Source organism: Pseudomonas coleopterorum, from assembly GCF_900105555.1.
GTDB lineage: Bacteria > Pseudomonadota > Gammaproteobacteria > Pseudomonadales > Pseudomonadaceae > Aquipseudomonas > Aquipseudomonas coleopterorum.
Window position 1 is genome coordinate 4,675,443 of sequence record NZ_FNTZ01000001.1, and the last position, 23,257, is coordinate 4,698,699.

Consider the following 23,257-nt stretch of genomic DNA (forward strand, 5'->3'; position numbering starts at 1 on the left):
CATGAGCGAGAATCAAACGTACGACTCCTCCAGCATCAAGGTGTTGAAAGGGCTTGATGCCGTACGCAAACGTCCCGGTATGTACATCGGCGACACCGATGATGGTAGCGGCCTGCACCACATGGTCTTCGAAGTGGTGGACAACTCCATCGACGAGGCACTGGCTGGCCACTGTGACGAAATTACCGTCACCATTCATCCAGACGAATCCATTTCCGTAACGGACAACGGTCGCGGTATTCCCGTGGACGTGCATAAGGAAGAAGGCGTATCTGCAGCCGAGGTCATCATGACCGTACTGCACGCTGGCGGTAAGTTCGATGACAACTCCTACAAGGTGTCGGGTGGTTTGCACGGCGTGGGTGTGTCCGTGGTGAACGCCCTGTCCGAAGGTCTGCAACTGACCGTGCGCCGCGCTGGCAAGTTGTGGGAGCAGTTCTACGTGCACGGCGTGCCGCAGGAACCGATGAAGATCGTCGGCGACAGCGAGACCACCGGCACCAAGATTCACTTCAAGCCGTCGGCTGAAACCTTCAAGAACATTCACTTCAGCTGGGACATTCTGGCGAAGCGGATCCGTGAGCTGTCGTTCCTGAACTCCGGTGTTGGCATTCTGCTGAAGGACGAGCGCAGCGGCAAAGAAGAACTGTTCAAATACGAAGGCGGTTTGCGCGCGTTTGTCGAGTACCTCAATACCAACAAGACAGCTGTGAATCAGGTCTTCCATTTCAACGTGCAGCGCGATGATGGCGTGGGCGTGGAAGTTGCCCTGCAGTGGAACGACAGCTTCAACGAAAATCTGCTGTGCTTTACCAACAACATTCCACAGCGCGATGGTGGGACTCACCTGGTGGGTTTCCGGTCGGCGCTGACGCGCAACCTGAACAACTACATCGAGCAGGAAGGTCTGGCCAAGAAGAACAAGGTCTCGACCACTGGTGACGATGCGCGTGAAGGTTTGACCGCGATCATTTCGGTCAAGGTTCCGGATCCCAAGTTCAGCTCGCAGACCAAGGACAAGCTGGTTTCGTCCGAAGTGAAGACTGCAGTCGAGCAGGAAATGGGCAAGTACTTCTCGGACTTCCTCCTGGAAAACCCGAACGAAGCCAAGGCCGTGGTCGGTAAGATGATCGATGCCGCGCGTGCTCGCGAGGCGGCTCGTAAAGCGCGCGAGATGACTCGCCGTAAAGGGGCTCTGGACATCGCCGGCTTGCCAGGCAAATTGGCCGACTGCCAAGAGAAGGACCCTGCCCTTTCCGAACTGTACCTGGTGGAGGGTGACTCCGCCGGTGGTTCGGCCAAGCAAGGTCGTAACCGCAAGACCCAGGCGATCCTGCCGCTCAAGGGCAAGATCCTCAACGTCGAGAAGGCCCGCTTCGACAAGATGATCTCGTCGCAGGAAGTCGGCACCCTGATCACGGCGCTGGGCTGCGGTATCGGTCGCGAAGAGTACAACATCGACAAGCTGCGCTATCACAATATCATCATCATGACCGATGCCGATGTCGACGGTTCGCACATTCGCACCCTGCTGCTGACGTTCTTCTTCCGCCAGCTGCCGGAGCTGATCGAGCGCGGCTATATCTACATCGCCCAGCCGCCGCTGTACAAGGTCAAGAAGGGCAAGCAGGAGCAGTACATCAAGGACGACGACGCCATGGAAGAATACATGACGCAGTCGGCTCTGGAAGATGCGAGCCTGCACCTCAACGATTCGGCGCCAGGGATTTCCGGTGAAGCACTGGAGCGTCTGGTCAATGATTTCCGCATGGTCATGAAGACGCTCAAGCGCCTGTCGCGTCTGTATCCGCAGGAGCTCACCGAGCACTTCGTGTACCTGCCGGCGGTTTCGCTCGAGCAACTGGGCGACCACGAAGCCATGCAAGCCTGGTTGGCCAAGTTCGATGCGCGTCTGCGCACCAGCGAGAAATCCGGCCTGGTGTACAAAGCCAGCCTGCGTGAAGACCGTGAGCGCAATGTCTGGCTGCCGGAAGTGGAGATCACTTCCCACGGCCTGGCCAGCTACATCACCTTCAACCGCGATTTCTTCGGCAGCAACGACTACAAGACCGTGACCGCTCTGGGCGCACAGTTGGCCAGTCTGCTGGATGAAGGTGCCTACGTGAAACGTGGCGAGCGCAAGAAGGCTGTGGTCGAGTTCAAGGAAGCCCTGGACTGGCTGATGACCGAGAGCACCAAGCGTCATACCATCCAGCGCTACAAAGGGCTGGGTGAGATGAACCCGGATCAGCTGTGGGAAACCACGATGGACCCAAGCGTGCGCCGCATGCTCAAGGTCACCATCGAGGACGCAATCGGCGCCGACCAGATCTTCAACACCCTGATGGGGGATGCGGTCGAGCCACGTCGCGAGTTCATCGAAAGCAACGCACTGGCGGTGTCGAACCTGGACTTCTGATAGGTCGACGCGCTCGGCAAACCAGACCCCGGTGCCTTTGGCCCGGGGTTTTTTTATGGGTGCCGGTTTGGGGCTCATGCATAGCAGGTAACGGTTCCGACGCTGGCTTGGATCTTGCGACGGCCTGTCACAGGCGCGTTGCGGCCATGACTACGCCAATGCCGTTTTTTGGCAATCGTGGGATGCCACGCACCGGATAATCGATCGCTCGATACAACTGTGCAGGGGTGGAGATCATGAACCAGGCAATGGAGGGGCGGGTTTCTCCCGCAACGTTGAAAAAGGTGATCTGCGCGGCTGCCGTGGGCAACTTCGTGGAATGGTTCGACTTTGCCGTCTATGGTTTTCTGGCCACGGCGATTGCTCAGCAGTTCTTTCCCAGCGGGGATGCCACCACGGGGTTGTTGAAGACCTTTGCGGTGTTCGCCGTGGCGTTCGCTTTCCGGCCATTGGGCGGGATCGTGTTTGGCATGCTCGGCGACCGGATCGGACGCAAGAAGGTGCTGGCCATGACCATTCTGCTCATGGCTGGTGCAACGACGCTCATCGGCTTGCTGCCTACCTATGCCGCCATTGGTATTGCCGCGCCGATCCTGCTCACGCTGATCCGCTGCGCGCAGGGTTTTTCTGCAGGAGGCGAATACGCTGGAGCCTGTGCCTACCTCATGGAGCACGCCCCGCGTACCCAGCGTGCCTGGTATGGCAGCTTTATCCCGGTGTCGACTTTCAGCGCGTTTGCCTGTGCTGCGGTGTTGGCTTATGCACTGGATGCATCGCTGTCGCCCGAGGCGATGGCCAGTTGGGGGTGGCGCGTGCCCTTCCTGATTGCAGCGCCGCTGGGCCTGGTCGGTCTTTACCTGCGCTGGCGTCTGGATGAGACGCCCGCATTCCAGGCCGTGAAACAGGATCACGATGTCGCCCACTCGCCCCTCAAGGAAACCCTGCGCAGTCATGGCGGTGCAATCCTGTGCCTGGGGGCATTCGTATCGCTGACCGCCCTCTCCTTCTATATGTTCACGACCTATTTCGCGACCTACCTGCAGGTGGTGGGTGGGCTGAGCAGGGCCACGGCACTGCTGATCTCGGTGATCGCGCTGGTGTTCGCCGCATTGATGTGTCCGGTGGCGGGTGCGTTTTCCGACAAGGTCGGCCGCCGCGCGACGGTGGCCACCACTGGCGTATTGCTGATTGCGGTGGTTTACCCTTCGTTCCTGCTGGCCAGTTCGGGCTCGTTCGCCGCCTCTGTGTTCGGCGTGATGATGCTGGCGGTGGGCGCAGTGCTCAGCGGTGTGGTGACTGCTGCGCTGCTCTCGGAAACCTTCCCGACCCGGACCCGCTACACGGCGTCAGCGATTACCTACAACCTGGCCTATACCCTGTTTGGCGGTACGGCGCCGTTGATGGCAACTTGGTTGATCGGCATGACCGGGAGCAACCTGTCGCCTGCGTTCTACCTGATGGGGGTGTCGGTGCTGGCGCTTGCGGGAGGGTTGGCGTTACCGGAGACGTCGAAGATTTCCCTGCATGGCGATGCGGAGGAAGCTGTTCATGGTGGGCAGCCGGTGGTTGTTTGAGCCCGCTGAAACTGTAGTGGCGCGACTGACGCTTTCGCGGGCAGAGCCCGCTCCCACATGACGGCAACATATCTCTCCCTTGTGGGAGCCGGGCTCTGCCCGCGAACGATACGCCTCGGTGCAACTGATACGCTGCGAGGGCCTCTTTCGCGGGCAGAGCCCGCTCCCACATGACGGCAACATATCTCTCCCTTGTGGGAGCCGGGCTCTGCCCGCGAACGATACGCCTCGGTGCAACTGATACGCTGCGAGGGCCTCTTTCGCGGGCAGAGCCCGCTCCCACATGAAGGCAACACACCTCTCCCTTGTGGGAGCCGGGCTCTGCCCGCGAACGATACACCTCGGTGCAACTGATACGCTGCAAGGGCCTCTTTCGCGGGCAGAGCCCGCTCCCACATGACGGCAACATACCTCTCCCTTGTGGGAGCCGGGCATGGCTTCAGGTGGCGAGTAAGGTGGCTTGCTGGTCGGCGCACAGTTGCAGGAGGAAATCCCAGACCACGCGCAGCCGCACCGATTTGTGCAGCTCGCGCCGGGTGCTTATCCAGTAGCTGCGCTGAATGGTTTCGTCAGGTAGTACGCGCACCAGGCGCGGGTCCTCGGCGGCCATGTACACGGGAAGCACGGCGATGCCGAGACCGATGCAGGCAGCCTCCTGCTGGGCCAGGACGCTGGTGCTACGGAAGGCAACCACCGGGTTGCGGCAGAAGCTGTTGAGCATGAGCAGTTCCTGACTGAACAACAGGTCGTCGACATAGCCGATCCAGCGGTGCTGTGCCAGGTCTTCACGGCTACGCAACGGTGCCGCGGTGGCGAGGTAATCGGCACTGGCATACAGGGCCAGGTGATAATCGGTGAGCTTGCGGGTAATCAGCAAGTCGGCGTTGGGACGCTCCAGGTGCACACTGATTTCGGCTTCCCGATTGAGGATGCTGACGAAGCGTGGAACCGCCACCAGCTCCACTTCCAGGCCCGGGTAGCGGCGGAACAGTTCACCGATGCGGGGCGTGATGAAGGCGATGCCGATCCCTTCGGTCACGCCCAGGCGGATCTTGCCCAGCGGGTTGAACGACTGCGTGATGTCTTCCTGCGCGCGCAACGCCACGTTTTCCATGGCCTCGGCATGCTTGAGCAACGTCTGCCCCGCCGGGGTCAGTTCGTAGCCATGGGCATTCTGTACGAACAGTGGCGTACCCAGATGGCGCTCGATGCTTTCGATGTGCCGCGCGACGGTGCTGTGGGTCGTGTGCAGGCGCTTGGCGGCGGTCAGCAGGCGACCGCTGCGGTGCAGTTCGAGAAAGAAGCGCAGGTCGTTCCAGTCGAACATCGATTTTCCCTTGTTAATCAACTGCGCGATGCGCTGTGCGAAAACGCTCAGCCCCTGGGTGAAATCTTTCGTTTTCACCACGAAGCTAATCAATAACATGGGGAACGACAAGAACAATAAAACGGCGCGGAGTACACCATGCCATCGATCTCATCCGTCTACGACTACATCATTGTCGGCGCCGGTCCTGCAGGCTGCCTGCTTGCCAATCGACTGTCCGCCGATCCCTCGGTCAAGGTGTTGTTGCTGGAGGCCGGAGGCCGGGACAACTATGCCTGGATCCATATTCCGGTGGGCTACCTGTTCTGCATCGGCAACCCCCGCACCGACTGGTGCTTCAAGACCCAACCGCAACCGGGCCTCGACGGCCGTGCCCTGAATTACCCACGGGGCAAGGTCCTGGGTGGATGTTCGTCGATCAACGGCATGATCTACATGCGCGGGCAGTCCAGCGACTATGACCGCTGGGAGGCCTTGGGCAATCCGGGTTGGGGCTGGAAAGACGTGCTGCCGTTGTTCCGCAAGAGCGAAAACCACCATGCTGGCAATTCGGAATTCCATAGCGCCGAGGGCGAGTGGCGCGTGGAGCAGCAGCGCTATCGCTGGCCCATTCTCGATGCGTTCCGCAGTGCGGCGGCGGAATCCGGCATTGCCAGCATCGATGACTTCAACACCGGCGACAATCAGGGGTGTGGGTATTTCCAGGTCAATCAGAAAGCTGGAGTGCGCTGGAATTCGACCAAGGCGTTCCTGCGTCCGGCGCTCAAACGGGCGAACCTGACGGTCCATACGGGCGTTCGAGTGGACAAGGTGCTGTTGCAGGATGGCCGTGCTCACACCGTGGTTGCCCGCTGGCAGGGTGAGGACCATCGGTTCCAGGCTGCAAGGGAAATCATTCTCTGTGCGGGCGCGATCGGCTCCCCGACCATCCTTCAGCGATCCGGCATCGGTCCGCGGCCATTGCTCGAACGCCTGGGCATCCAGGTGCAGCACGAACTGCCTGGGGTGGGCGGCAACCTGCAGGACCATCTGCAACTGCGTCTGGTCTACAAGGTCAGCAATGCACGCACGCTTAACCAGGTGGCCAACAGCCTGTGGGGCAAGTTCGGCATGGGCGTGCGCTACCTGTACGACCGCAGTGGGCCGCTGGCCATGGCGCCCAGCCAGCTGGGTGCGTTCGTGCGCTCAAGCCCCGAGCAGCCCTCCCCCAACCTTCAGTATCACGTACAGCCCCTGTCGCTGGAGCGCTTCGGCGAGCCGCTGCATCGGTTTCCTGCGTTCACGGCCTCGGTGTGCAACCTGCGCCCGAAAAGTCGCGGGCGGGTCGATATCAGTTCTGCCGACCCGGACGCAGCGCCGCTGATCGATCCCAACTATCTGAGCGATCCCGAGGATATTCGGGTGGCCGTGGATGCCATCCGCCTGACACGCAAGATCGTTCAAGGCTCGGCACTGCAAGGCTTCGCTCCACAGGAATACCTGCCAGGGAAAGACGTGCAGAGTGAGGAAGCGTTGCGCGCAGCGGCAGGACGCATAGGAACGACTATCTTTCATCCAGCGGGTACCTGTCGCATGGGCAATGACACCCTTGCGGTGGTGGATGCGCAACTCAAGGTACGTGGCGTGCAGGGTCTGCGTGTGGCGGACGCGTCGATCATGCCGGAAATCGTCTCGGGCAATACCTGCTCGCCGACGGTGATGATCGCCGAAAAGGCTGCGCAGATGATCCTTGATCCACAGCCTTTGCAAGCTGTGCCGGCGACATCGCTGCAAATGCCGGAAAGGATTTGACCGAGCACAGGCAGTACTCGGGACAGGCAACAGTGGAACAACAACAATAATCACTGAGGATGCGAATATGGCGGATTATCTGCAACAGGGCGCGGCGGCCGCGCCTGCCGCGAACCGGGACGAGAAGAAGATCATCTTCGCCTCGTCCCTGGGGACGGTGTTCGAATGGTACGACTTCTTTCTGTACGGCGCCCTGGCTGCGGTGATCAGCAAGCAGTTCTTTGCCGGAGTGAACGAGACCACAGCCTTCATCTTTGCCCTGATGGCATTTGCAGCAGGCTTTCTGGTGCGCCCTTTCGGCGCTTTGGTGTTCGGCCGTCTGGGCGACATGATCGGGCGCAAGTACACCTTTCTCATGACCATCATTCTGATGGGGATATCGACCTTCGCAGTAGGCTTGCTCCCGACCTACGCCAGCATCGGCATCGCGGCGCCGATCATCCTGGTGATCCTGCGCATGCTGCAGGGCCTGGCGCTGGGAGGTGAGTACGGTGGCGCGGCGACCTATGTGGCCGAACATGCGCCACAGGGCAAGCGAGGTTTCCATACCGGCTGGATTCAGTCGACTGCCACCCTGGGCTTGCTCCTGTCGTTGCTGGTGGTGCTGGGCAGCCGCTACATCAGCGGCGATCAGTTCGAGGTCTGGGGCTGGCGCCTGCCGTTCCTGCTGTCGATCGTGTTGCTGGGTATCTCGACCTGGATTCGTCTGAGCCTGAGCGAGTCGCCGACGTTCACCAAGATGAAGTCCGAGGGCAAGACCAGTAAATCACCGATCCGGGAGTCCTTCGGTTCCTGGCAGAACCTGAAGATCGTGCTGACCGCGCTGTTCAGCATCAACGCCGGGCAGGCGGTGACCTTCTACTGCGCGCAGTTCTACGTGCTGTTCTTCCTGACGCAAATGCTGAAGATGGATCCGGCGCTGGCCAACCAGTTGCTGATCATCAGTGTGATCATCGGTGCGCCGTTCTTCGTATTCTTCGGTTGGTTGTCCGACCGCGTCGGGCGCAAGCCCATCCTGATGCTGGGGTTGCTGTTGGCAACCTTTGCCTATTTCCCGCTGTTCAAGGGCTTGAGCCACTACGCCAATCCGCAGATCGACCAGGCCACTCGTACAGCGCCAGTGACGGTCATGGCTGACCCGGCCACCTGCACCTTCCAGTTCGATCCGGTGGGCAAGGCCAAATTCGACAGTCCCTGCGACAAGGTCAAGACGTTGCTGATCAAATCGGGTGTGCCGTATTCCTCGGCTCCAGCCGACGGCAGCGATGTGGCGATCACGATCGGCGAGCAGCGCATCACAGGCTATGACGAGCCGGCGTTGCGGGCTGCCATCGCCCAGGCCGGCTACCCTGCCAAGGCCGATGCGAGCCTAGTGAATCAACCCATGGTGGTGTTGATCATCGTTGCCATGATTCTGATCGCTACCATGACCTATGGCCCGCTGGCAGCGGTGATGGTGGAACTCTTCCCCACACGCATCCGCTATACCTCACTGTCCCTGCCCTATCACATCGGCAACGGCTGGTTCGGCGGATTCCTGCCCACGGTTTCGTTTGCGTTGGTGGTGTACACGGGGGATATCTTCTACGGGCTGTGGTACCCGGTGCTGGTGACCGGGATCAGCTTCGTGGTGGGGATGTTCTGTCTGAAGGAAACGCGGCACGTTGATCTGGACAAGGTCTAGACGCTGCGGTGAAGGGCTCGAAAATCGAGCCTTTCACCGCCGTGCAAAAAACTTATGCACCAATGGCAGGGATTTATAGCCTTTCGAAAACTTCATATCCAACAAATGGTTACGCAGTTTTCAAATAGTTTACGCGAGAAACAATACACAAGTTATCCACAGAAATCAGATAACCGGTGTCGGTGCGATTTCGGGCTTTTCCGGCAGCGCGCCCATGGCCTGCTGGGTTTGCTCATTCCACGTCTGTACGCGCTCGTTCAGGGCTGCAATGGCTCGCGGGCCTGTACCCTCGGCGTACATCGGTTCACCAATGACCACTTCGATGGTCCCACGGTGCTTGTTCCAGCCTTCCTTGGGCCAATAGCGCCCGGCGTTGTGAGCGATGGGCAATACGGGTAACCCGGCATTCACCGCCAGGGCACTGCCGCTGCGGGTGAATTTGCCAATCTGGCCATAGGGAACGCGGGTACCCTCAGGAAAGATCAGCACCCACACCCCATCTTTCAACAGGGTGTCCCCTTTGCTCGCGACTTCCTTGAGTGCCAACTTTGGGTTGTCGCGATCGATGGCGATGGGGCGCAGCATGGCCATGGCCCAGCCAAAGAACGGGACGAACAGCAGCTCACGCTTGAGCACCTGGCTCAGGGGCTGGAAATAGGCCGAGAGAAAAAAGGTTTCCCAGGTGCTCTGATGGTTGGAGACGATGACGCAGGGTGTCTGGGGAACGTTGTGTGCGCCCTTGATCTGCACATCGATGCCGAGCATGACGCGTGTCAGCCACAGCGCACAACGGCACCAGTACACGTTGATGAAACGGTAGCGCGCCTTGAACGACAGGAACGGCGCGATGAAGAAGCTCAGCGTGCACCACAGCAAGGCGCTGCTGCCCAATAGCAGATAAAAGGCAAAGATTCTGATTGCCCGCAGGATCGACATAGCGGTGGATACCGTCAAGTGTGGATAAGGTGCCCGGCGACTGCCGCCAGGTCATCGAAAATCAGCGTCCCTTCGGGCAGTTCATGGGTCAGGGTACGCAGGCCTTTGCCGGTTTTCACCAGCACCGGCTGAGCAGCCACCGCCGTTGCGGCGTTCAGGTCACTCAAGCTATCACCCACGAACCAGACGCCAGCCAAAGACACGTCGTAGTGCGCAGCGATGGTCTGCAACAAGCCCGGACGCGGTTTGCGGCAGGTGCAATGGTCATCCGGACCATGTGGACAGTGCACGATCAGACCGACCTCGCCGCCCTGCTCGGCCACCAGCGAGCGCAGGCGCTCATGCATGGCGTCGAGGGTAGCCAGGTCGTAGTATCCGCGCGCCAGGCCGGACTGGTTGGTGGCGACCGCCACCGTCCAGCCGGCCTGGTGCAACTGTGCAATGGCCTCGATCGCGCCGGGTAATGGTAGCCATTCGGCGACCGATTTGATGTAGGCATCGGAGTCATGGTTGATGACCCCATCGCGATCGAGAATCAGCAGTTTCAAGGCTTACCCCAGCAACGAAATGTCGGCGACGCCCAGGAACAGACCGCGCAGCCGTGCCAGCAAGGCATAGCGGTTGGCCCGCACGTTGGCATCCTCGGCATTGACCATCACCGCTTCGAAGAACGCATCCACTGGCTCGCGCAAGGCGGCCAGACGGGTCAGCGCTTCGTTGTAGCGACGTTCTGCCGCCATGGGCACCACGGCCTGATCGGCCTGAGTGATGGCCGAATACAGCGAGAACTCGTTGGCGTTGTCGAAGTACTTGGGCTCCACGGTGGCGGAGATCTTGCCGTCTGCCTTGCTCAGCAGGTTCGAGACGCGCTTGTTCACTGCCGCCAGGGCAGCCGCTTCGGGCAACCGGCGGAACGCCTGGACAGCCTGCACGCGCTGGTCGAAATCCAGCGCCGAACCAGGCTGCAGTGCACGGACCGACAGGTAGGTGGCGACATCGATGCCTTCGTCTTCGTAGCGAGCACGCAGGCGGTCGAAGATGAACTCCTGCACCTGCTCGGCCAGCCCTGCGGACTTCACCTTGCTGCCGAAGGCCGAGACCGCGAAGCCCACGGCATCGTTGATGTTCAGGTCCAGTTGCTTGTCGATCAGGATGCGCAGCACGCCCAGCGCGGCACGGCGCAGGGCATAGGGGTCCTTGCTGCCGGTGGGCAGCATGCCGATGCCGAAGATGCCGACCAGGGTGTCGAGCTTGTCGGCGATGGCCACGGCTGCGCCGGTCAGGGTGCTGGGCAGTTCGGCACCCGCGCCACGCGGCATGTACTGCTCGTTGAGCGCCAGAGCAACGTCTTCGGGCTCGCCATCGTTGAGCGCGTAGTAGTAGCCCGCCACGCCCTGCATTTCCGGGAATTCACCGACCATTTCCGTAGCCAGGTCGCACTTCGACAGCAAGCCTGCCCGCGCGGCGCGCTGGGCATCGCCACCAATGCGCGAGGCAATATAGGCCGCCAGTTTGGAGACCCGTACGGCCTTGTCGTAGACGCTGCCCAACTGGGCCTGGAACACCACGTTTTCCAGACGCGCGTTGAAGCTTTCCAGCGGCTGCTTCTTGTCCTGATTGAAGAAGAACTCGGCGTCGGTCAGGCGTGGGCGCACGACTTTTTCGTTGCCTTCGACGATCTGACGCGGATCCTTGCTCTCGATGTTGGCCACGGTGATGAAGCGTGGTAGCAGCTTGCCGTCGGCATCCAGCAGGCAGAAGTACTTCTGGTTGTCCTGCATGGTGGTGATCAGGGCTTCCTGCGGCACCTCCAGGAAACGTTCTTCGAACGAGCACACCAGCGGCACCGGCCATTCGACCAGCGCCGTCACTTCGTCGAGCAGGGCCGGTGGCACGATGGCGCTGCCTTCCTGCTGGGTGGCCAGCTCGGCGGTGCGTCGGGCGATCAGTTCACGGCGCTCCTGAGCGTCGGCCAGAACGTAGGCCTGGCGCATGTCTTCGCGATAGCTGGCCGGCGAGCCGATGCGTACGTTCTGCGGATGATGGAAGCGGTGACCGCGTGATTCACGTCCGGCTTTCTGAGCCAGGATCGTGCAATCGACGACGTCGTCACCCAGCAGCATCACCAACCACTGGGTCGGCCGCACGAACTCTTCCTTGCGCGCGCCCCAGCGCATGCGCTTGGGGATCGGCAGGTCGTTGAGCGAGTCTTCGACGATGGTCGGCAGCAGGCTGGCCGTCGGCTTGCCGACGATGTTCTGGCTGTAGCGCAGCTTGGGGCCGCTACGATCGATTTCGCTGAGGTCCACGCCGCATTTCTTGGCGAAGCCCAACGCGGCCTGGGTCGGCTCGCCTTCGGCATTGAACGCGGCCTGCAGCGGCGGGCCGTCGAGGTTGATGCTGCGGTCCGGCTGCTGGGTGTCCAGGCCCGTGATCAGCACGGCCAGGCGACGAGGCGCGGCATAGACGTTCTTGGCGCTGTAGTTCAGGCCAGCGGCCTGCAGGCCTTTCTCGATACCGGCCAGGAAAGCGTCGGCCAGGGTGTTGAGGGCCTTGGGTGGCAGCTCTTCGGTGCCCAGCTCGACCAGAAAATCTTGAGCACTCATTGCGCAGCCTCCAGCTTGGCCAATACTTCATCACGCAGATCAGGGATCGCCATGGGGAAACCCAGCTTGGCACGGGCCATCAGGTAGGCCTGTGCCACGCCGCGGGCCAGGGTCCGCACGCGCAGGATGTACTGCTGGCGCGCGGTGACCGAAATGGCGCGGCGGGCATCGAGCAGGTTGAAGGTGTGGGACGCCTTCAGGACCATTTCATAGCTGGGCAGCGGCAGGGGCTGGTCCAGCTCGAGCAGACGCTTGGCTTCGCTCTCGTAGAAATCGAACAGTTCGAACAGCTTGTCGACGTTGGCGTGCTCGAAGTTGTAGGTGGACTGCTCCACCTCGTTCTGATGGAACACGTCGCCGTAGGTCACCTTGCCGAACGGACCATCGGCCCAGACCAGGTCGTAAACCGAGTCGACGCCCTGCAGGTACATGGCCAGGCGCTCGAGGCCGTAGGTGATTTCGCCGGTAACCGGGTAGCACTCGATGCCACCGGCCTGCTGGAAGTAGGTGAACTGAGTGACTTCCATGCCGTTGAGCCAGACTTCCCAGCCCAGACCCCAGGCGCCCAGGGTCGGCGACTCCCAGTTGTCTTCGACGAAGCGTACGTCGTGCACCAGCGGATCGAGGCCGATGTGCTTGAGCGATCCTAGGTACAGCTCCTGGAAGTTATCCGGGTTGGGCTTCAGAACGACCTGGAACTGGTAGTAGTGCTGCAGGCGGTTGGGGTTCTCGCCATAGCGGCCGTCAGTCGGACGGCGGCTGGGTTGCACGTAAGCGGCGTTCCAGGTTTCCGGGCCGACGGCGCGCAGAAACGTGGCGGTATGAAAAGTGCCGGCGCCCACTTCCATATCGTAGGGCTGAAGCACCACACAACCTTGCTCGGCCCAGTATTGCTGGAGGGCGAGGATCAAGTCTTGGAAGGTACGCACGGCTGGCGTAGGCTGGCTCACGAAATTCACCTGTTTCTAGGGCTGCGAATATAAAGAGCGGGAGTATACCGCGATTCCGCGGCGCCTCTACCCATGGAGCCCCAATGCCTCGCTGCTTTTGGTGTACCCAAGACCCGTTGTACCAGGCCTATCACGACCTTGAGTGGGGGGTGCCGCTGCGCGAGGCGGGCGCCCTGTTCGAGTTGCTTTCGCTGGAAGGGTTCCAGGCCGGCCTGTCGTGGATCACCGTGCTGCGCAAGCGTGAACGCTATCGACAGGTGCTCCACGGCTTCGACCCGCAGCGCCTCGCGCAGCTGAGTGACGCGCAGATCGAGGAACTGATGCAGGATCCGGGCATCGTGCGCAATCGCCTCAAACTCAACGGGGTACGCAAGAATGCCCGCGCCTGGCTGCAGCTTGAAGACCCGGTGGGTTTTCTCTGGTCGTTCGTCGGTGGGCAGCCGAAGATCAATCATCCGCACGATCGCAGCGACATCCCCACGGAAACCGACGAAGCCCGAGCCATGAGCAAGGCCTTGAAGAAAGCCGGCTTCACCTTCGTCGGCCCGACCATCTGCTACGCCTTCATGCAGGCCTCGGGCATGGTCATGGACCATACCCGGGATTGCGATCGCTACGCCGCGCTGGCCGGCTGAGGCTAGAATGAGCGCCTGGGCAATTAAGGAGTGATCTGTGGATAAGTTCAAAGGGGCGCTGATGGTCGGTGCCTTGCGGTTGTTCGCGCTGCTGCCGTGGCGCACCGTGCAACGGGTCGGCACCGCCATCGGCTGGCTGATGTGGAAGCTGCCGACCCGGTCGCGCGATGTGGTGCGTATCAACCTGGCCAAGTGTTTTCCGGAGATGGACGGTGCCGAGCGCGAGCGTCTGGTGGGACGCAGCCTGATGGACATCGGCAAGACCTTGACCGAGAGCGCCTGCGCCTGGATCTGGCCGGCCCAGCGCTCGCTCGATCTGGTGCGCGAAGTCGAGGGCCTGGAGGTGCTCACTCAGGCGCTGGCATCGGGCAAGGGCGTGGTCGGCATCACCAGCCATCTGGGCAACTGGGAGGTGCTCAATCACTTCTATTGCAACCAGTGCAAGCCGATCATTTTCTACCGCCCGCCCAAGCTCAAGGCAGTGGACGAGCTGCTGCAGAAGCAGCGGGTGCAATTGGGCAACCGCGTGGCGGCTTCGACCAAGGAAGGCATCCTCAGTGTCATCAAGGAGGTGCGCAAGGGCGGCCAGGTGGGCATTCCGGCGGACCCGGAACCGGCCGAATCGGCCGGCATGTTCGTCCCCTTCCTCGGTACGCTGGCCCTGACCAGCAAGTTCGTGCCCAACATGCTGGCTGGCGGCAAGGCCGTCGGGGTGTTCCTGCATGCGCTGCGCCTGCCGGACGGTTCGGGCTACAAGGTCATTCTGGAAGCGGCGCCCGAGGCCATGTACAGCACCGATACGCACACCTCGGTGGCCGCGATGAGCGCTGTGGTCGAGAAGTATGTGCGGGCTTATCCGAGCCAGTACATGTGGAGCATGAAGCGCTTCAAGAAGCGGCCCGCGGGTGAGGCGAAGTGGTATTGAGATAGCGGCCTGGCGTAATGGCCTCTTCGCGGGCAGAGACCCGCTCCCACAGGACATGCTTCCGCAGGACATGCTTCCAGACCTGCTTCCACAGAGCGGGCTCCTGGAGAGCCCGCTCTGTGAGGGAGCGGGATCGGGGGTCAGAAGAAGCTCAGGCCCACGTGGAACAGCTTTTCCACGTCGCGGATGTATTTTTTATCCACAACGAACAGGATCACGTGGTCACCGGCTTCGATCACCGTGTCGCTGTGGGCGATGATCACCTGGTCATCGCGAATGATCGCGCCGATGGTGGTTCCCGGTGGCAGGTCGATGGTTTCGATGGGCTTGCCGATCACCTTGCTCGAGCGCGCATCGCCGTGGGCAATGGCCTCGATGGCTTCGGCTGCGCCGCGGCGCAATGAATGCACACTGACGATATCGCCACGCCGTACGTGCGCAAGCAGCGTACCGATGGTCGCCAGTTGTGGACTCAGGGCGATGTCGATCTCGCCGCCCTGGACCAGATCGACGTAGGCCGGGTTGTTGATGATGGTCATGACCTTGCGCGCGCCCAGTCGCTTGGCCAGCAACGAGGACATGATGTTGGCCTCGTCATCGTTGGTCAGGGCCAGGAATATATCGGCCTGGGCGATGTTCTCTTCGAGCATCAGGTCGCGGTCCGAGGCGCTGCCCTGCAACACCACGGTGCTGTCCAGGGTGTCGGAAAGATAGCGGCAGCGCGCCGGATTCATCTCGATGATCTTCACCTGGTAACGGCTTTCGATGGCTTCGGCCAGGCGCTCGCCGATCTGCCCGCCGCCGGCGATAACCACCCGCTTGTTGCTCTGGTCGACCCGGCGCAGTTCGCTCATCACCGCGCGAATGTCTTCGCGGGCGGCGATGAAGAAGACTTCATCGTCCGCTTCGATGACCGTGTCGCCGCGGGGCAGGATCGGCCGATCCCGGCGGAAGATGGCCGCCACGCGTGTATCGACCTTGGGCATGTGGTGACGAATCTGCCGCAATTGCTGGCCCACCAGCGGGCCGCCGTAGTAAGCCTTGACCGCAACCAGCTGCGCCTTGCCTCCGGCGAAGTCGATGACCTGCAGGGCGCCGGGGTATTCGATCAGGCGCTTGATGTAGTTGGTCACCACCTGTTCCGGGCTGATCAGTACATCCACCGGGATGGCATCGTTGTCGAACAGGCCGGCACGGGTGAGATACGCCGATTCGCGTACCCGGGCGATCTTGGTCGGGGTATGGAACAGGGTGTAGGCGACCTGGCAGGCGACCATGTTGGTTTCGTCGCTGTTGGTCACTGCCACCAGCATGTCCGCGTCGTCGGCACCGGCCTGGCGCAGCACGGTCGGAAACGAGCCGCGGCCCTGCACGGTACGGATGTCCAGGCGATCGCCGAGGTTGCGCAGGCGTTCGGGGTCGGTGTCGACCACGGTGATGTCGTTGGCCTCGCTGGCCAAGTGCTCGGCCAAAGTGCCGCCCACCTGCCCTGCACCCAGGATGATGATCTTCATCCGTTATTCCCCGTCAATGGCCGCGTACGGCGGCAATCTTGATCAGTTTGGCGTAGTAGAAGCCATCGTGACCGCCCTCTTGCGCCAGCAGTTGGCGGCCATGGGCCTGCTTGATCCCGGCAGAGGTGGCCACGTCCAGTTCGCGGGCGCCGGACGTGCGAGCGAGGAATGCCTCGATGACCTCGGTATTTTCCGTGGGCAAGGTCGAGCACGTGGCATAGAGCAACACGCCGCCAACCTCCAGGGTCGGCCACATGGCGTCGAGCAACTGGCCTTGCAGCACGGCCAAGGCATGGATGTCGTCGGGTTGGCGGGTCAGCTTGATGTCGGGATGACGGCGGATCACGCCGGTGGCCGAACAGGGTGCGTCGAGCAGGATGCGTTGGAACGGCTTGCCGTCCCACCAGGCCGAGGTATCGCGGCCATCGGCGGCGATCAAGTGCGCCTGCAACCCCAGACGCTGCAGGTTCTCGCGCACCCGGACCAGGCGTTTCGCTTCGAGATCGATTCCCACGACTTCAGCCAGGGCCGGTTCGGCTTCCAGGATATGGCATGTCTTGCCACCTGGCGCGCAGCAGGCATCGAGCACGCGTTGACCGGGGGCCAGGTCGAGCAACTCGGCGGCCAACTGCGCGGCTTCATCCTGCACGCTGACCCAGCCTTCGCTGAAACCGGGCAGCCCGCGCACATCGCAGGCTTCTGAAAGAACGATGCCATCGCGGCTGTGGACACAGGCCTGCGCGGCCACGCCCTGCTCGGCCAGCAGGCCCAGGTAGGTATCACGGTCGTGATGGCGGCGGTTGACTCGCAGGATCATCGGCGGGTGAGCGTTGTTGGCAGCGCAAATGGCTTCCCATTGCTCTGGCCAGAAAGCTTTGAGCGATTTCTGCAGCCAGCGCGGGTGGGCGGTGCGTACTACCGGATCGCGTTCGAGTTCGGCCAGAATGGCGTCACTCTCGCGTTGGGCGCGCCGCAGTACGGCGTTGAGCAATGCCTTGGCCCAGGGTTTCTTCAGCTTGTCGGCGCAGCCGACGGTTTCGCCGATCGCGGCATGGGCCGGCACGCGGGTGTACAGCAGCTGGTAGAGGCCCACCAGCAGCAGGGCATGCACATCGGCATCGGCGGCCTTGAAGGGCTTTTGCAGCAGCCGCTCGGCCAGTGCGTCGAGACGGGGCTGCCAGCGTGCCGTGCCGAACGCCAGGTCCTGAACCAGGCCACGGTCCCGCGCTTCGACCTTGTCCAATTCCTTGGGCAGGGAGCTGTTGAGCGAGGCCTTGCCGTTGAGCACTGCCGCGAGCGCGCGGGCCGCCGCCAGACGTGGGTTCATTGGCCCAGCACCGTGCCGACCACGAAGCGATCGCGGCGGCTGTTGAACAGGTCACTGAAGTTGAGTGGCTTGCCGCCCGGCAACTGCAGGCGGGTCAGGCGCAGTGCCTGTACACCGCAGGCGACGGTCAGCCCGTCCTTGTCGACCTGAAGGATTTCACCCGGCTGACCGCTGCCGTCGGCCAACTCGGCCGCCAGCACTTTCACGGCCTCGGCGTTCAAGGTGCTGTGGCAGATCGGCCAGGGGAAAAACGCCCGTACCAGGCGTTCCAGCACTTCGGCCGGCTGGCTCCAGTCGATGCGTGCTTCGTTCTTGTCCAGCTTGTGCGCGTAGTTGGCCAGGCTGTCGTCCTGGGTTTCGCCCGGCAGGCAGCCCGCAGCCAAGCCGGCAATGGCCTGGACCACCGCCGGCGGGCCCAGCTGCGCCAACCGATCGTGCAGGCTGCCGCCGGTATCGTGGGCATCGATCGGGGTGCTGACCTTGAGCAGCATCGGGCCCGTATCGAGACCGGCCTCCATGCGCATCACGGTGACGCCGCTCTGCGCATCGCCAGCCTGCACCGCCCGCTGGATCGGCGCTGCACCGCGCCAGCGTGGCAGCAGCGAAGCATGACTGTTGATGCAGCCCAGCGGCGGAATATCCAGCACCGCCTGCGGCAGGATCAGCCCGTAGGCGACCACCACCATCAGGTCCGGAGCCAGTTCACGCAGCTCGGCCTGTGCCTGCGGGTCACGCAGGGTCACTGGCTGTAGCACGGGGATGCCGTGCTCCAGGGCCAGTTGCTTGACCGGACTTTGCATGAGTTTCTGCCCGCGTCCCGCCGGGCGATCCGGCTGGGTGTACACGGCGACGATATCGTGGGAAGTGGCCAGCAGGGCCTTGAGGTGTTCGGCGGCAAACTCGGGAGTGCCCGCGAAGACGATGCGCATGGAGTTCTCGCTGTTGGAGGTGGGCCGCAACCCTTTGTAGGAGCGGCTGGCAGCCGCGAAGGGGCCCTTCCTGACGCACCGAGGTGCGTTGTTCGCGGTTACTAGCCGCTCCTACAGGGCACCGGAATCAGGCTTGCTGCTTGTGCAGTTTTTCCAGCTTCTTCTTGATTCGGTCGCGCTTGAGGTTGGACAGGTAGTCGACGAACAGCTTGCCGTTGAGGTGGTCGCACTCGTGCTGGATGCACACGGCCAGCAGGCCTTCGGCGATCAGTTCGTAGGGCTTGCCGTCGCGATCCAGCGCCGTGACCTTGACCTTCTGCGGACGATCGACATTCTCGTAGAAGCCAGGCACCGACAGGCAACCTTCCTGGTACTGGTCCATCTCGTCGGTCAACGACTCGAACTCGGGGTTGATGAACACCCGCGGTTCGCTGCGATCTTCGGACAGGTCCATGACCACGATGCGCTTGTGCACATTGATCTGGGTAGCGGCCAAACCGATGCCCGGCGCGTCGTACATGGTTTCAAACATGTCATCGATGAGCTGGCGAACGCTGTCGTCCACCACCGTGACCGGCTTGGCGACGGTACGCAGGCGCGGGTCTGGAAATTCGAGGATGTTTAAAATAGCCATATGCGTATGTGCTGCACTGTGAGGTAAAGTCGTTATTTCGCGTGAACAGACATGATAAAGGGATTCACGGCATGAGGAAATCACTACTCGCCCTGCTACTGCTGGCAATGTCCGGCCTGACGCAGGCGCAGGTGCAGCTCAGGGACGGCTACCCACAGCGCTACACCGTGGTCCGTGGCGACACATTGTGGGACATTTCCGGCAAGTTTCTGCGCCAGCCGTGGCAGTGGCCGCAGCTCTGGCACGCCAATCCGCAGATCGCCAACCCCGATTTGATCTACCCCGGCGATTCGCTGGTGCTGGGCTTCGTCGACGGCCAGCCGCAACTGATGCTCGAGCGCGGCGCCTCGCGCGGCACTATCAAGCTCTCGCCAAAAGTGCGCACCACACCGGTGGCCGAAGCCATTCCCAGCATACCGCTGGAATCGATCAACAGCTTTCTGCTGACCAACCGCATCATGGATTCGGTCGACGACTTCAACGCCGCACCCTATATCGTCGCTGGCAATGCCGAGCGGGTGCTCAGTGGCATGGGCGACCGCATCTACGCACGTGGGGCGTTCGATCCGGCGCAGTCGGTCTATGGCATCTTCCGCCAGGGCAAGGCCTACACGGACCCCGATACCCAGGAATTTCTTGGCATCAACGCCGACAATATCGGTGGTGGCGAAATCGTCGCGACCGAAGGGGACATCTCTACCCTGGTCCTGCAGCGCTCGCGCGAAGAAGTTCGCCTGGGCGATCGGCTGTTCAGCGATGAACAGCGTGCGGTCAATTCGACATTTTTTCCCAGCGCGCCGCAGTCGGACATCCATGGTGTGATCATTGATGTGCCACGAGGTGTTACACAGATCGGCAAGTACGACGTGGTCACCTTGAACCGCGGAAAGCGCGACGGGCTGCGCGAAGGCAACGTTCTGGCGGTCTACAAGACCGGCGAGACAGTGCGCGATCGTATCACTGGCGAGCAGATCAAGGTCCCGGACGAGCGTTCCGGACTGCTCATGGTGTTCCGCACCTATGAAAAGCTGAGCTATGGTTTGATCCTCAACGCCAACCGCTCGCTGGCAGTGATGGACAAGGTGAGTAACCCGTAGCCGCACCTGGCGCCTGGGTACGAGAGGATCGTGCCCAGGCGCATTCCGATACTTTTGTGCACAGAGTTATCCACAGCTTGTCCAGATGCTTGCGAGCCTGCCGATTCAAGGATGATCGGATGCCGCTTTTCGAAAGCAACACCCACACCTGTTCCGAACTCGAAGCGCGTCTGCGCTTGCAACTACTCCCCGACATTGGCTCGCAACGCTTTCACAAGCTCGTTGCGCACTTCGGCTGTGCGCGTTCGGCGCTCGATGCCTCGGCCGTGCAATGGCGCGGTGCAGGTTGCAGCGACGCCAGCGCCCAGGCCCGCCGCGACCCCGGCATTCATCAATCTGCTGCGGCTGCGATGGCCTGGCTAGAGCGTGCGGACCAGCATTTGCTGATGTGGGACCAGCCTGACTACCCGGCCCTGCTCAAGGAGATCGCCGATCCACCGCCGCTGCTGTTCGTGCGCGGGGACCCCGGCGTACTGGAGCGGCCGCAGATCGCCGTGGTCGGCAGTCGCCGCGCCTCGCCGCCCGGATTGGACAATGCCCGGGCCTTCGCTCGCAGCCTGGCAGGTGCGGGATTCACGATCACCAGCGGTCTGGCCCTGGGTGTGGACGGTGCTGCCCACCAAGGTGCATTGGACGTGGGTGGACATACCAGCGCGGTCTTGGGCACCGGGCTGGAAAAACTTTATCCACAGAAGCACCGTGCCTTGGCGCAGGCCATCGTCGAGGCCCGTGGCGCGCTGGTTTCCGAGTTTCCCCTGCAGGCCCAGGCACAGCCCGGCAATTTTCCCCGGCGCAACCGGATAATCAGCGGCTTGTCGCTGGGCGTGCTGGTCATCGAAGCGAGTCCGGCCAGCGGGTCGCTGATCACTGCACGTCTTGCCGCCGAGCATGGTCGCGAAGTGTGGGCACTGCCAGGCTCGATTCATCATCCTGGCGCCCGCGGTTGTCATCAGTTGATCCGCGACGGTGCGCAGTTGGTCGAGACCATCGATCACATCCTCGAAGGCTTGCAGGGTTGGCAGCGCCTGCCGCCAGCCTCGTCGCCAGCACCGCAACGATCGCAAGATCCGCTGCTGAGCGCGTTGGTGGCAGCGGCGCATACCACTGAAGGTCTGGCCGCAGCCCTCGGCTGGCCATTGCCCCGGGTGATGGCGCAACTCACCGAGCTGGAACTGCAGGGGCGTGTGGTCAGTCAGGCGGGGCGTTGGTTTGCACGTGCCAGCTAAGTACACTGGCGGCAGTTTCCAATGGGAGTGACAGCAGATGGTGAGCAGTTGGCGTGTGCAACAAGCGGCGCGCGAGATCCGAGCGGGCGCGGTGATCGCCTACCCGACCGAAGCTGTCTGGGGGCTGGGTTGCGATCCGTGGGACGAAGAGGCGGTCTACCGCTTGCTCGCCATCAAGGAGCGCTCGGTCGACAAGGGCCTGATCCTGGTTGCCGACAACATTCGTCAGTTCGACTTCCTGTTCGAGGACTTCCCCGAGGACTGGATCGATCGGATGGCCAGCACCTGGCCCGGCCCGAACACCTGGCTGGTGCCTCATCAGGACCTGTTGCCCGAATGGATCACCGGTGTCCACGACTCCGTGGCCCTGCGCGTGAGCGATCACCCGCAAGTGCGCGAGCTGTGTGCGTTGGTAGGGCCGCTGGTGTCGACTTCGGCCAATCGCCAGGGCCGTCCGGCTGCCCGCAGCCGCCTGCGCGTGGAGCAATACTTCCGGGGCGAAGTGGACCTGGTGCTGGGGGGCGCGCTGGGCGGGCGGAAAAGCCCGAGCGTGATCCGTGACCTGGTCACCGGCGAGGTGATCAGGCCCTGACTCTTGCCCTGCTTCTTGCCCTGACTCTTGCCCTAAAAAATATGGCGAGAGAGCCGTCAGCGTGCGGCTCCCTGCCCGGCTTCACGGCAGCAGGATGGTCGAGCCCACCGTCTCGCGTGCGGCGAGGGCGGTTTGTGCCTTCGCCGCATCGCTCAACGGGTATTGCTGGCTGACGTCGACCTTGAGCTTGCCGCTGGCGATCATCCCGAACAGTTCGTCGGCCATGCCCTGTACCGTACCGGGCACGGCGTAACTGGCCAGGGTCGGCCGGGTGACGTACAGCGAGCCCTTCTGCGACAGGATCCCCAGGTTGACGCCACTGACCGCGCCGGAGGCGTTGCCGAAGCTGACCATCAGGCCACGTGGTTGAAGGCAGTCGAGCGAGGTTTCCCAGGTGTCCTTGCCCACGCCGTCGTAGACCACCGGGCATTTCTTGCCATCGGTCAACTCCAAAACTCGCTTGGCCACATCCTCGTGGCTGTAGTCGATCACCTCCCAAGCCCCCAGTGCCTTGGCTCGCTCGGCCTTGGCGGGCGAGCTGACGGTACCGATCAGCTTCACGCCCAACGCCGCTGCCCATTGGCAGGCCAGCGAACCCACGCCACCGGCGGCCGCGTGGAACAGAATGGTTTCTCCGGCTTCGACCTTGTAGGTCTGGCGCAACAGGTATTGAACGGTCAGGCCCTTGAGCATCACCGCAGCGGCCTGCTCGAAAGTGATCGCTTGCGGCAGGTGCACGGCCATGGCCGCAGGCAACACGTGCAGGTCGCTGTAGGCGCCCAGGGGGCCGCCTGCGTAGGCCACACGGTCGCCGACCTTGAAGCCGTCCACCTCGCTGCCCACTGCCTCCACCACGCCGGCCGCCTCGGTGCCCAGGCCCGATGGCAGTTGTGGCGTCGGGTACAGGCCGCTGCGGAAATAGTTGTCGATGTAGTTCACGCCCACGGCGTGATTGCGTACGCGAATCTCCTGCGGGCCCGGTTGCCTGGGCTCGAAGTCGACGAACTTGAGGACTTCCGGGCCGCCGGTGGAACCGAACTGGATACGCTTTGCCATCTGTTCACTCCTGCTGTCGTTGGGCGAAGGCCTAT

General features: G+C 62.2%; 19 protein-coding genes. 9 read left to right on the plus strand and 10 right to left on the minus strand.

What is annotated here, in order from left to right; genetic code table 11:
- Position 1: 1 nt before the first annotated feature.
- Positions 2–2,419, plus strand: coding sequence for a DNA topoisomerase (ATP-hydrolyzing) subunit B (gene gyrB, locus BLV18_RS21115; RefSeq protein ID WP_049860462.1), 2,418 nt, complete (start codon positions 2–4; stop codon positions 2,417–2,419).
- 236 nt (positions 2,420–2,655) lie between these two features.
- Positions 2,656–3,993 carry an MFS transporter gene (locus tag BLV18_RS21120; RefSeq protein ID WP_090361671.1) on the plus strand — a complete coding sequence of 446 codons (1,338 nt, stop codon included), beginning with the start codon at positions 2,656–2,658 and terminating at the stop codon, positions 3,991–3,993.
- A 439-nt stretch (positions 3,994–4,432) separates the two neighbouring features.
- Here BLV18_RS21120 and BLV18_RS21125 read toward each other — a convergent pair whose 3' ends face one another.
- Positions 4,433–5,320, minus strand: coding sequence for a LysR family transcriptional regulator (locus tag BLV18_RS21125; RefSeq protein ID WP_090362474.1), 888 nt, complete (start codon positions 5,318–5,320; stop codon positions 4,433–4,435).
- 138 nt (positions 5,321–5,458) lie between these two features.
- On the opposite strand from BLV18_RS21125, the gene BLV18_RS21130 reads away from it, so the two are divergent.
- Positions 5,459–7,111 carry a GMC family oxidoreductase gene (locus tag BLV18_RS21130; RefSeq protein ID WP_090361674.1) on the plus strand — a complete coding sequence of 551 codons (1,653 nt, stop codon included), beginning with the start codon at positions 5,459–5,461 and terminating at the stop codon, positions 7,109–7,111.
- A gap of 67 nt (positions 7,112–7,178) precedes the next feature.
- The gene (locus BLV18_RS21135; RefSeq protein ID WP_090361678.1) at positions 7,179–8,795 is read left to right on the plus strand and encodes an MFS transporter; all 1,617 of its coding nucleotides are present in this window, start codon (positions 7,179–7,181) and stop codon (positions 8,793–8,795) included.
- Positions 8,796–8,960: 165 nt separating this feature from the next.
- On the opposite strand, the gene BLV18_RS21140 is transcribed toward BLV18_RS21135, so the two are convergent.
- From BLV18_RS21140 to glyQ, 4 genes are read right to left on the minus strand one after another with little or no spacing between them, the layout of a single operon-like run.
- Positions 8,961–9,731 (minus strand): lysophospholipid acyltransferase family protein, encoded by a 771-nt coding sequence (locus tag BLV18_RS21140; protein WP_056844851.1) that lies wholly within the window; start codon positions 9,729–9,731, stop codon positions 8,961–8,963.
- 14 nt (positions 9,732–9,745) lie between these two features.
- Positions 9,746–10,279, minus strand: a complete 534-nt coding sequence (gene gmhB / locus BLV18_RS21145) for a D-glycero-beta-D-manno-heptose 1,7-bisphosphate 7-phosphatase (protein ID WP_090361682.1) — start codon at positions 10,277–10,279, stop codon at positions 9,746–9,748.
- A 3-nt stretch (positions 10,280–10,282) separates the two neighbouring features.
- Entirely contained in the window at positions 10,283–12,337 is a 2,055-nt protein-coding gene (glyS, locus tag BLV18_RS21150; RefSeq protein ID WP_090361685.1) for a glycine--tRNA ligase subunit beta, read from the minus strand.
- Positions 12,334–13,287 carry a glycine--tRNA ligase subunit alpha gene (gene glyQ / locus BLV18_RS21155; protein ID WP_090362476.1) on the minus strand — a complete coding sequence of 318 codons (954 nt, stop codon included), beginning with the start codon at positions 13,285–13,287 and terminating at the stop codon, positions 12,334–12,336. Before glyQ ends, glyS begins: the two co-directional genes overlap by 4 nt.
- 83 nt (positions 13,288–13,370) lie before the next feature.
- On the opposite strand from glyQ, the gene BLV18_RS21160 reads away from it, so the two are divergent.
- Both BLV18_RS21160 and BLV18_RS21165 read left to right on the plus strand, forming a co-directional pair.
- Positions 13,371–13,922: a DNA-3-methyladenine glycosylase I gene (locus BLV18_RS21160; protein WP_090361688.1), complete on the plus strand. Its 552-nt coding sequence runs from the start codon at positions 13,371–13,373 to the stop codon at positions 13,920–13,922.
- Between the two features lie 37 nt (positions 13,923–13,959).
- Entirely contained in the window at positions 13,960–14,847 is an 888-nt protein-coding gene (locus BLV18_RS21165; RefSeq protein ID WP_090361691.1) for a lysophospholipid acyltransferase, read from the plus strand.
- Between the two features lie 140 nt (positions 14,848–14,987).
- Here BLV18_RS21165 and trkA read toward each other — a convergent pair whose 3' ends face one another.
- From trkA to def, 4 genes are all read right to left on the minus strand, one after another.
- Entirely contained in the window at positions 14,988–16,361 is a 1,374-nt protein-coding gene (gene trkA / locus BLV18_RS21170) for a Trk system potassium transporter TrkA (protein WP_056844856.1), read from the minus strand.
- A gap of 13 nt (positions 16,362–16,374) precedes the next feature.
- Positions 16,375–17,688 (minus strand): 16S rRNA (cytosine(967)-C(5))-methyltransferase RsmB, encoded by a 1,314-nt coding sequence (gene rsmB / locus BLV18_RS21175; protein WP_090361694.1) that lies wholly within the window; start codon positions 17,686–17,688, stop codon positions 16,375–16,377.
- Positions 17,685–18,617 (minus strand): methionyl-tRNA formyltransferase, encoded by a 933-nt coding sequence (gene fmt, locus BLV18_RS21180; RefSeq protein WP_090361697.1) that lies wholly within the window; start codon positions 18,615–18,617, stop codon positions 17,685–17,687. Before fmt ends, rsmB begins: the two co-directional genes overlap by 4 nt.
- A 127-nt stretch (positions 18,618–18,744) precedes the next feature.
- The gene (def, locus tag BLV18_RS21185; RefSeq protein WP_049860474.1) at positions 18,745–19,251 is read right to left on the minus strand and encodes a peptide deformylase; all 507 of its coding nucleotides are present in this window, start codon (positions 19,249–19,251) and stop codon (positions 18,745–18,747) included.
- A gap of 71 nt (positions 19,252–19,322) precedes the next feature.
- Here def and BLV18_RS21190 point away from each other — a divergent pair, with 71 nt between their 5' ends.
- The 3 genes from BLV18_RS21190 to tsaC all read left to right on the plus strand — a co-directional run bounded on the left by BLV18_RS21190 (position 19,323) and on the right by tsaC (position 22,166).
- Entirely contained in the window at positions 19,323–20,348 is a 1,026-nt protein-coding gene (locus BLV18_RS21190; RefSeq protein WP_090361700.1) for a LysM peptidoglycan-binding domain-containing protein, read from the plus strand.
- A gap of 119 nt (positions 20,349–20,467) precedes the next feature.
- Positions 20,468–21,574, plus strand: a complete 1,107-nt coding sequence (dprA, locus tag BLV18_RS21195; RefSeq protein ID WP_090361704.1) for a DNA-processing protein DprA — start codon at positions 20,468–20,470, stop codon at positions 21,572–21,574.
- Between the two features lie 37 nt (positions 21,575–21,611).
- Positions 21,612–22,166 carry an L-threonylcarbamoyladenylate synthase type 1 TsaC gene (tsaC, locus tag BLV18_RS21200; protein ID WP_090361707.1) on the plus strand — a complete coding sequence of 185 codons (555 nt, stop codon included), beginning with the start codon at positions 21,612–21,614 and terminating at the stop codon, positions 22,164–22,166.
- An 81-nt stretch (positions 22,167–22,247) separates the two neighbouring features.
- Here the strand turns inward: tsaC and BLV18_RS21205 are convergent, their stop codons facing one another.
- On the minus strand, positions 22,248–23,222 hold the full coding sequence (locus tag BLV18_RS21205; RefSeq protein ID WP_090361710.1) for an NADPH:quinone reductase: 975 nt from the start codon (positions 23,220–23,222) through the stop codon (positions 22,248–22,250).
- Positions 23,223–23,257 lie beyond the last annotated feature (35 nt).

Excerpts from the sequence above, each read along its gene's own strand:
- gyrB (WP_049860462.1), top strand. The coding sequence starts at position 2 with ATGAGCGAGAATCAAACGTACGACTCCTCCAGCATCAAGGTGTTGAAA.
- BLV18_RS21120 (WP_090361671.1), top strand. The coding sequence starts at position 2,656 with ATGAACCAGGCAATGGAGGGGCGGGTTTCTCCCGCAACGTTGAAAAAG.
- BLV18_RS21125 (WP_090362474.1), bottom strand. The coding sequence starts at position 5,320 with ATGTTCGACTGGAACGACCTGCGCTTCTTTCTCGAACTGCACCGCAGC.
- BLV18_RS21130 (WP_090361674.1), top strand. The coding sequence starts at position 5,459 with ATGCCATCGATCTCATCCGTCTACGACTACATCATTGTCGGCGCCGGT.
- BLV18_RS21135 (WP_090361678.1), top strand. The coding sequence starts at position 7,179 with ATGGCGGATTATCTGCAACAGGGCGCGGCGGCCGCGCCTGCCGCGAAC.
- BLV18_RS21140 (WP_056844851.1), bottom strand. The coding sequence starts at position 9,731 with ATGTCGATCCTGCGGGCAATCAGAATCTTTGCCTTTTATCTGCTATTG.
- glyS (WP_090361685.1), bottom strand. The coding sequence starts at position 12,337 with ATGAGTGCTCAAGATTTTCTGGTCGAGCTGGGCACCGAAGAGCTGCCA.
- BLV18_RS21160 (WP_090361688.1), top strand. The coding sequence starts at position 13,371 with ATGCCTCGCTGCTTTTGGTGTACCCAAGACCCGTTGTACCAGGCCTAT.
- trkA (WP_056844856.1), bottom strand. The coding sequence starts at position 16,361 with ATGAAGATCATCATCCTGGGTGCAGGGCAGGTGGGCGGCACTTTGGCC.
- rsmB (WP_090361694.1), bottom strand. The coding sequence starts at position 17,688 with ATGAACCCACGTCTGGCGGCGGCCCGCGCGCTCGCGGCAGTGCTCAAC.
- fmt (WP_090361697.1), bottom strand. The coding sequence starts at position 18,617 with ATGCGCATCGTCTTCGCGGGCACTCCCGAGTTTGCCGCCGAACACCTC.
- def (WP_049860474.1), bottom strand. The coding sequence starts at position 19,251 with ATGGCTATTTTAAACATCCTCGAATTTCCAGACCCGCGCCTGCGTACC.
- BLV18_RS21190 (WP_090361700.1), top strand. The coding sequence starts at position 19,323 with ATGAGGAAATCACTACTCGCCCTGCTACTGCTGGCAATGTCCGGCCTG.
- dprA (WP_090361704.1), top strand. The coding sequence starts at position 20,468 with ATGCCGCTTTTCGAAAGCAACACCCACACCTGTTCCGAACTCGAAGCG.
- tsaC (WP_090361707.1), top strand. The coding sequence starts at position 21,612 with ATGGTGAGCAGTTGGCGTGTGCAACAAGCGGCGCGCGAGATCCGAGCG.
- BLV18_RS21205 (WP_090361710.1), bottom strand. The coding sequence starts at position 23,222 with ATGGCAAAGCGTATCCAGTTCGGTTCCACCGGCGGCCCGGAAGTCCTC.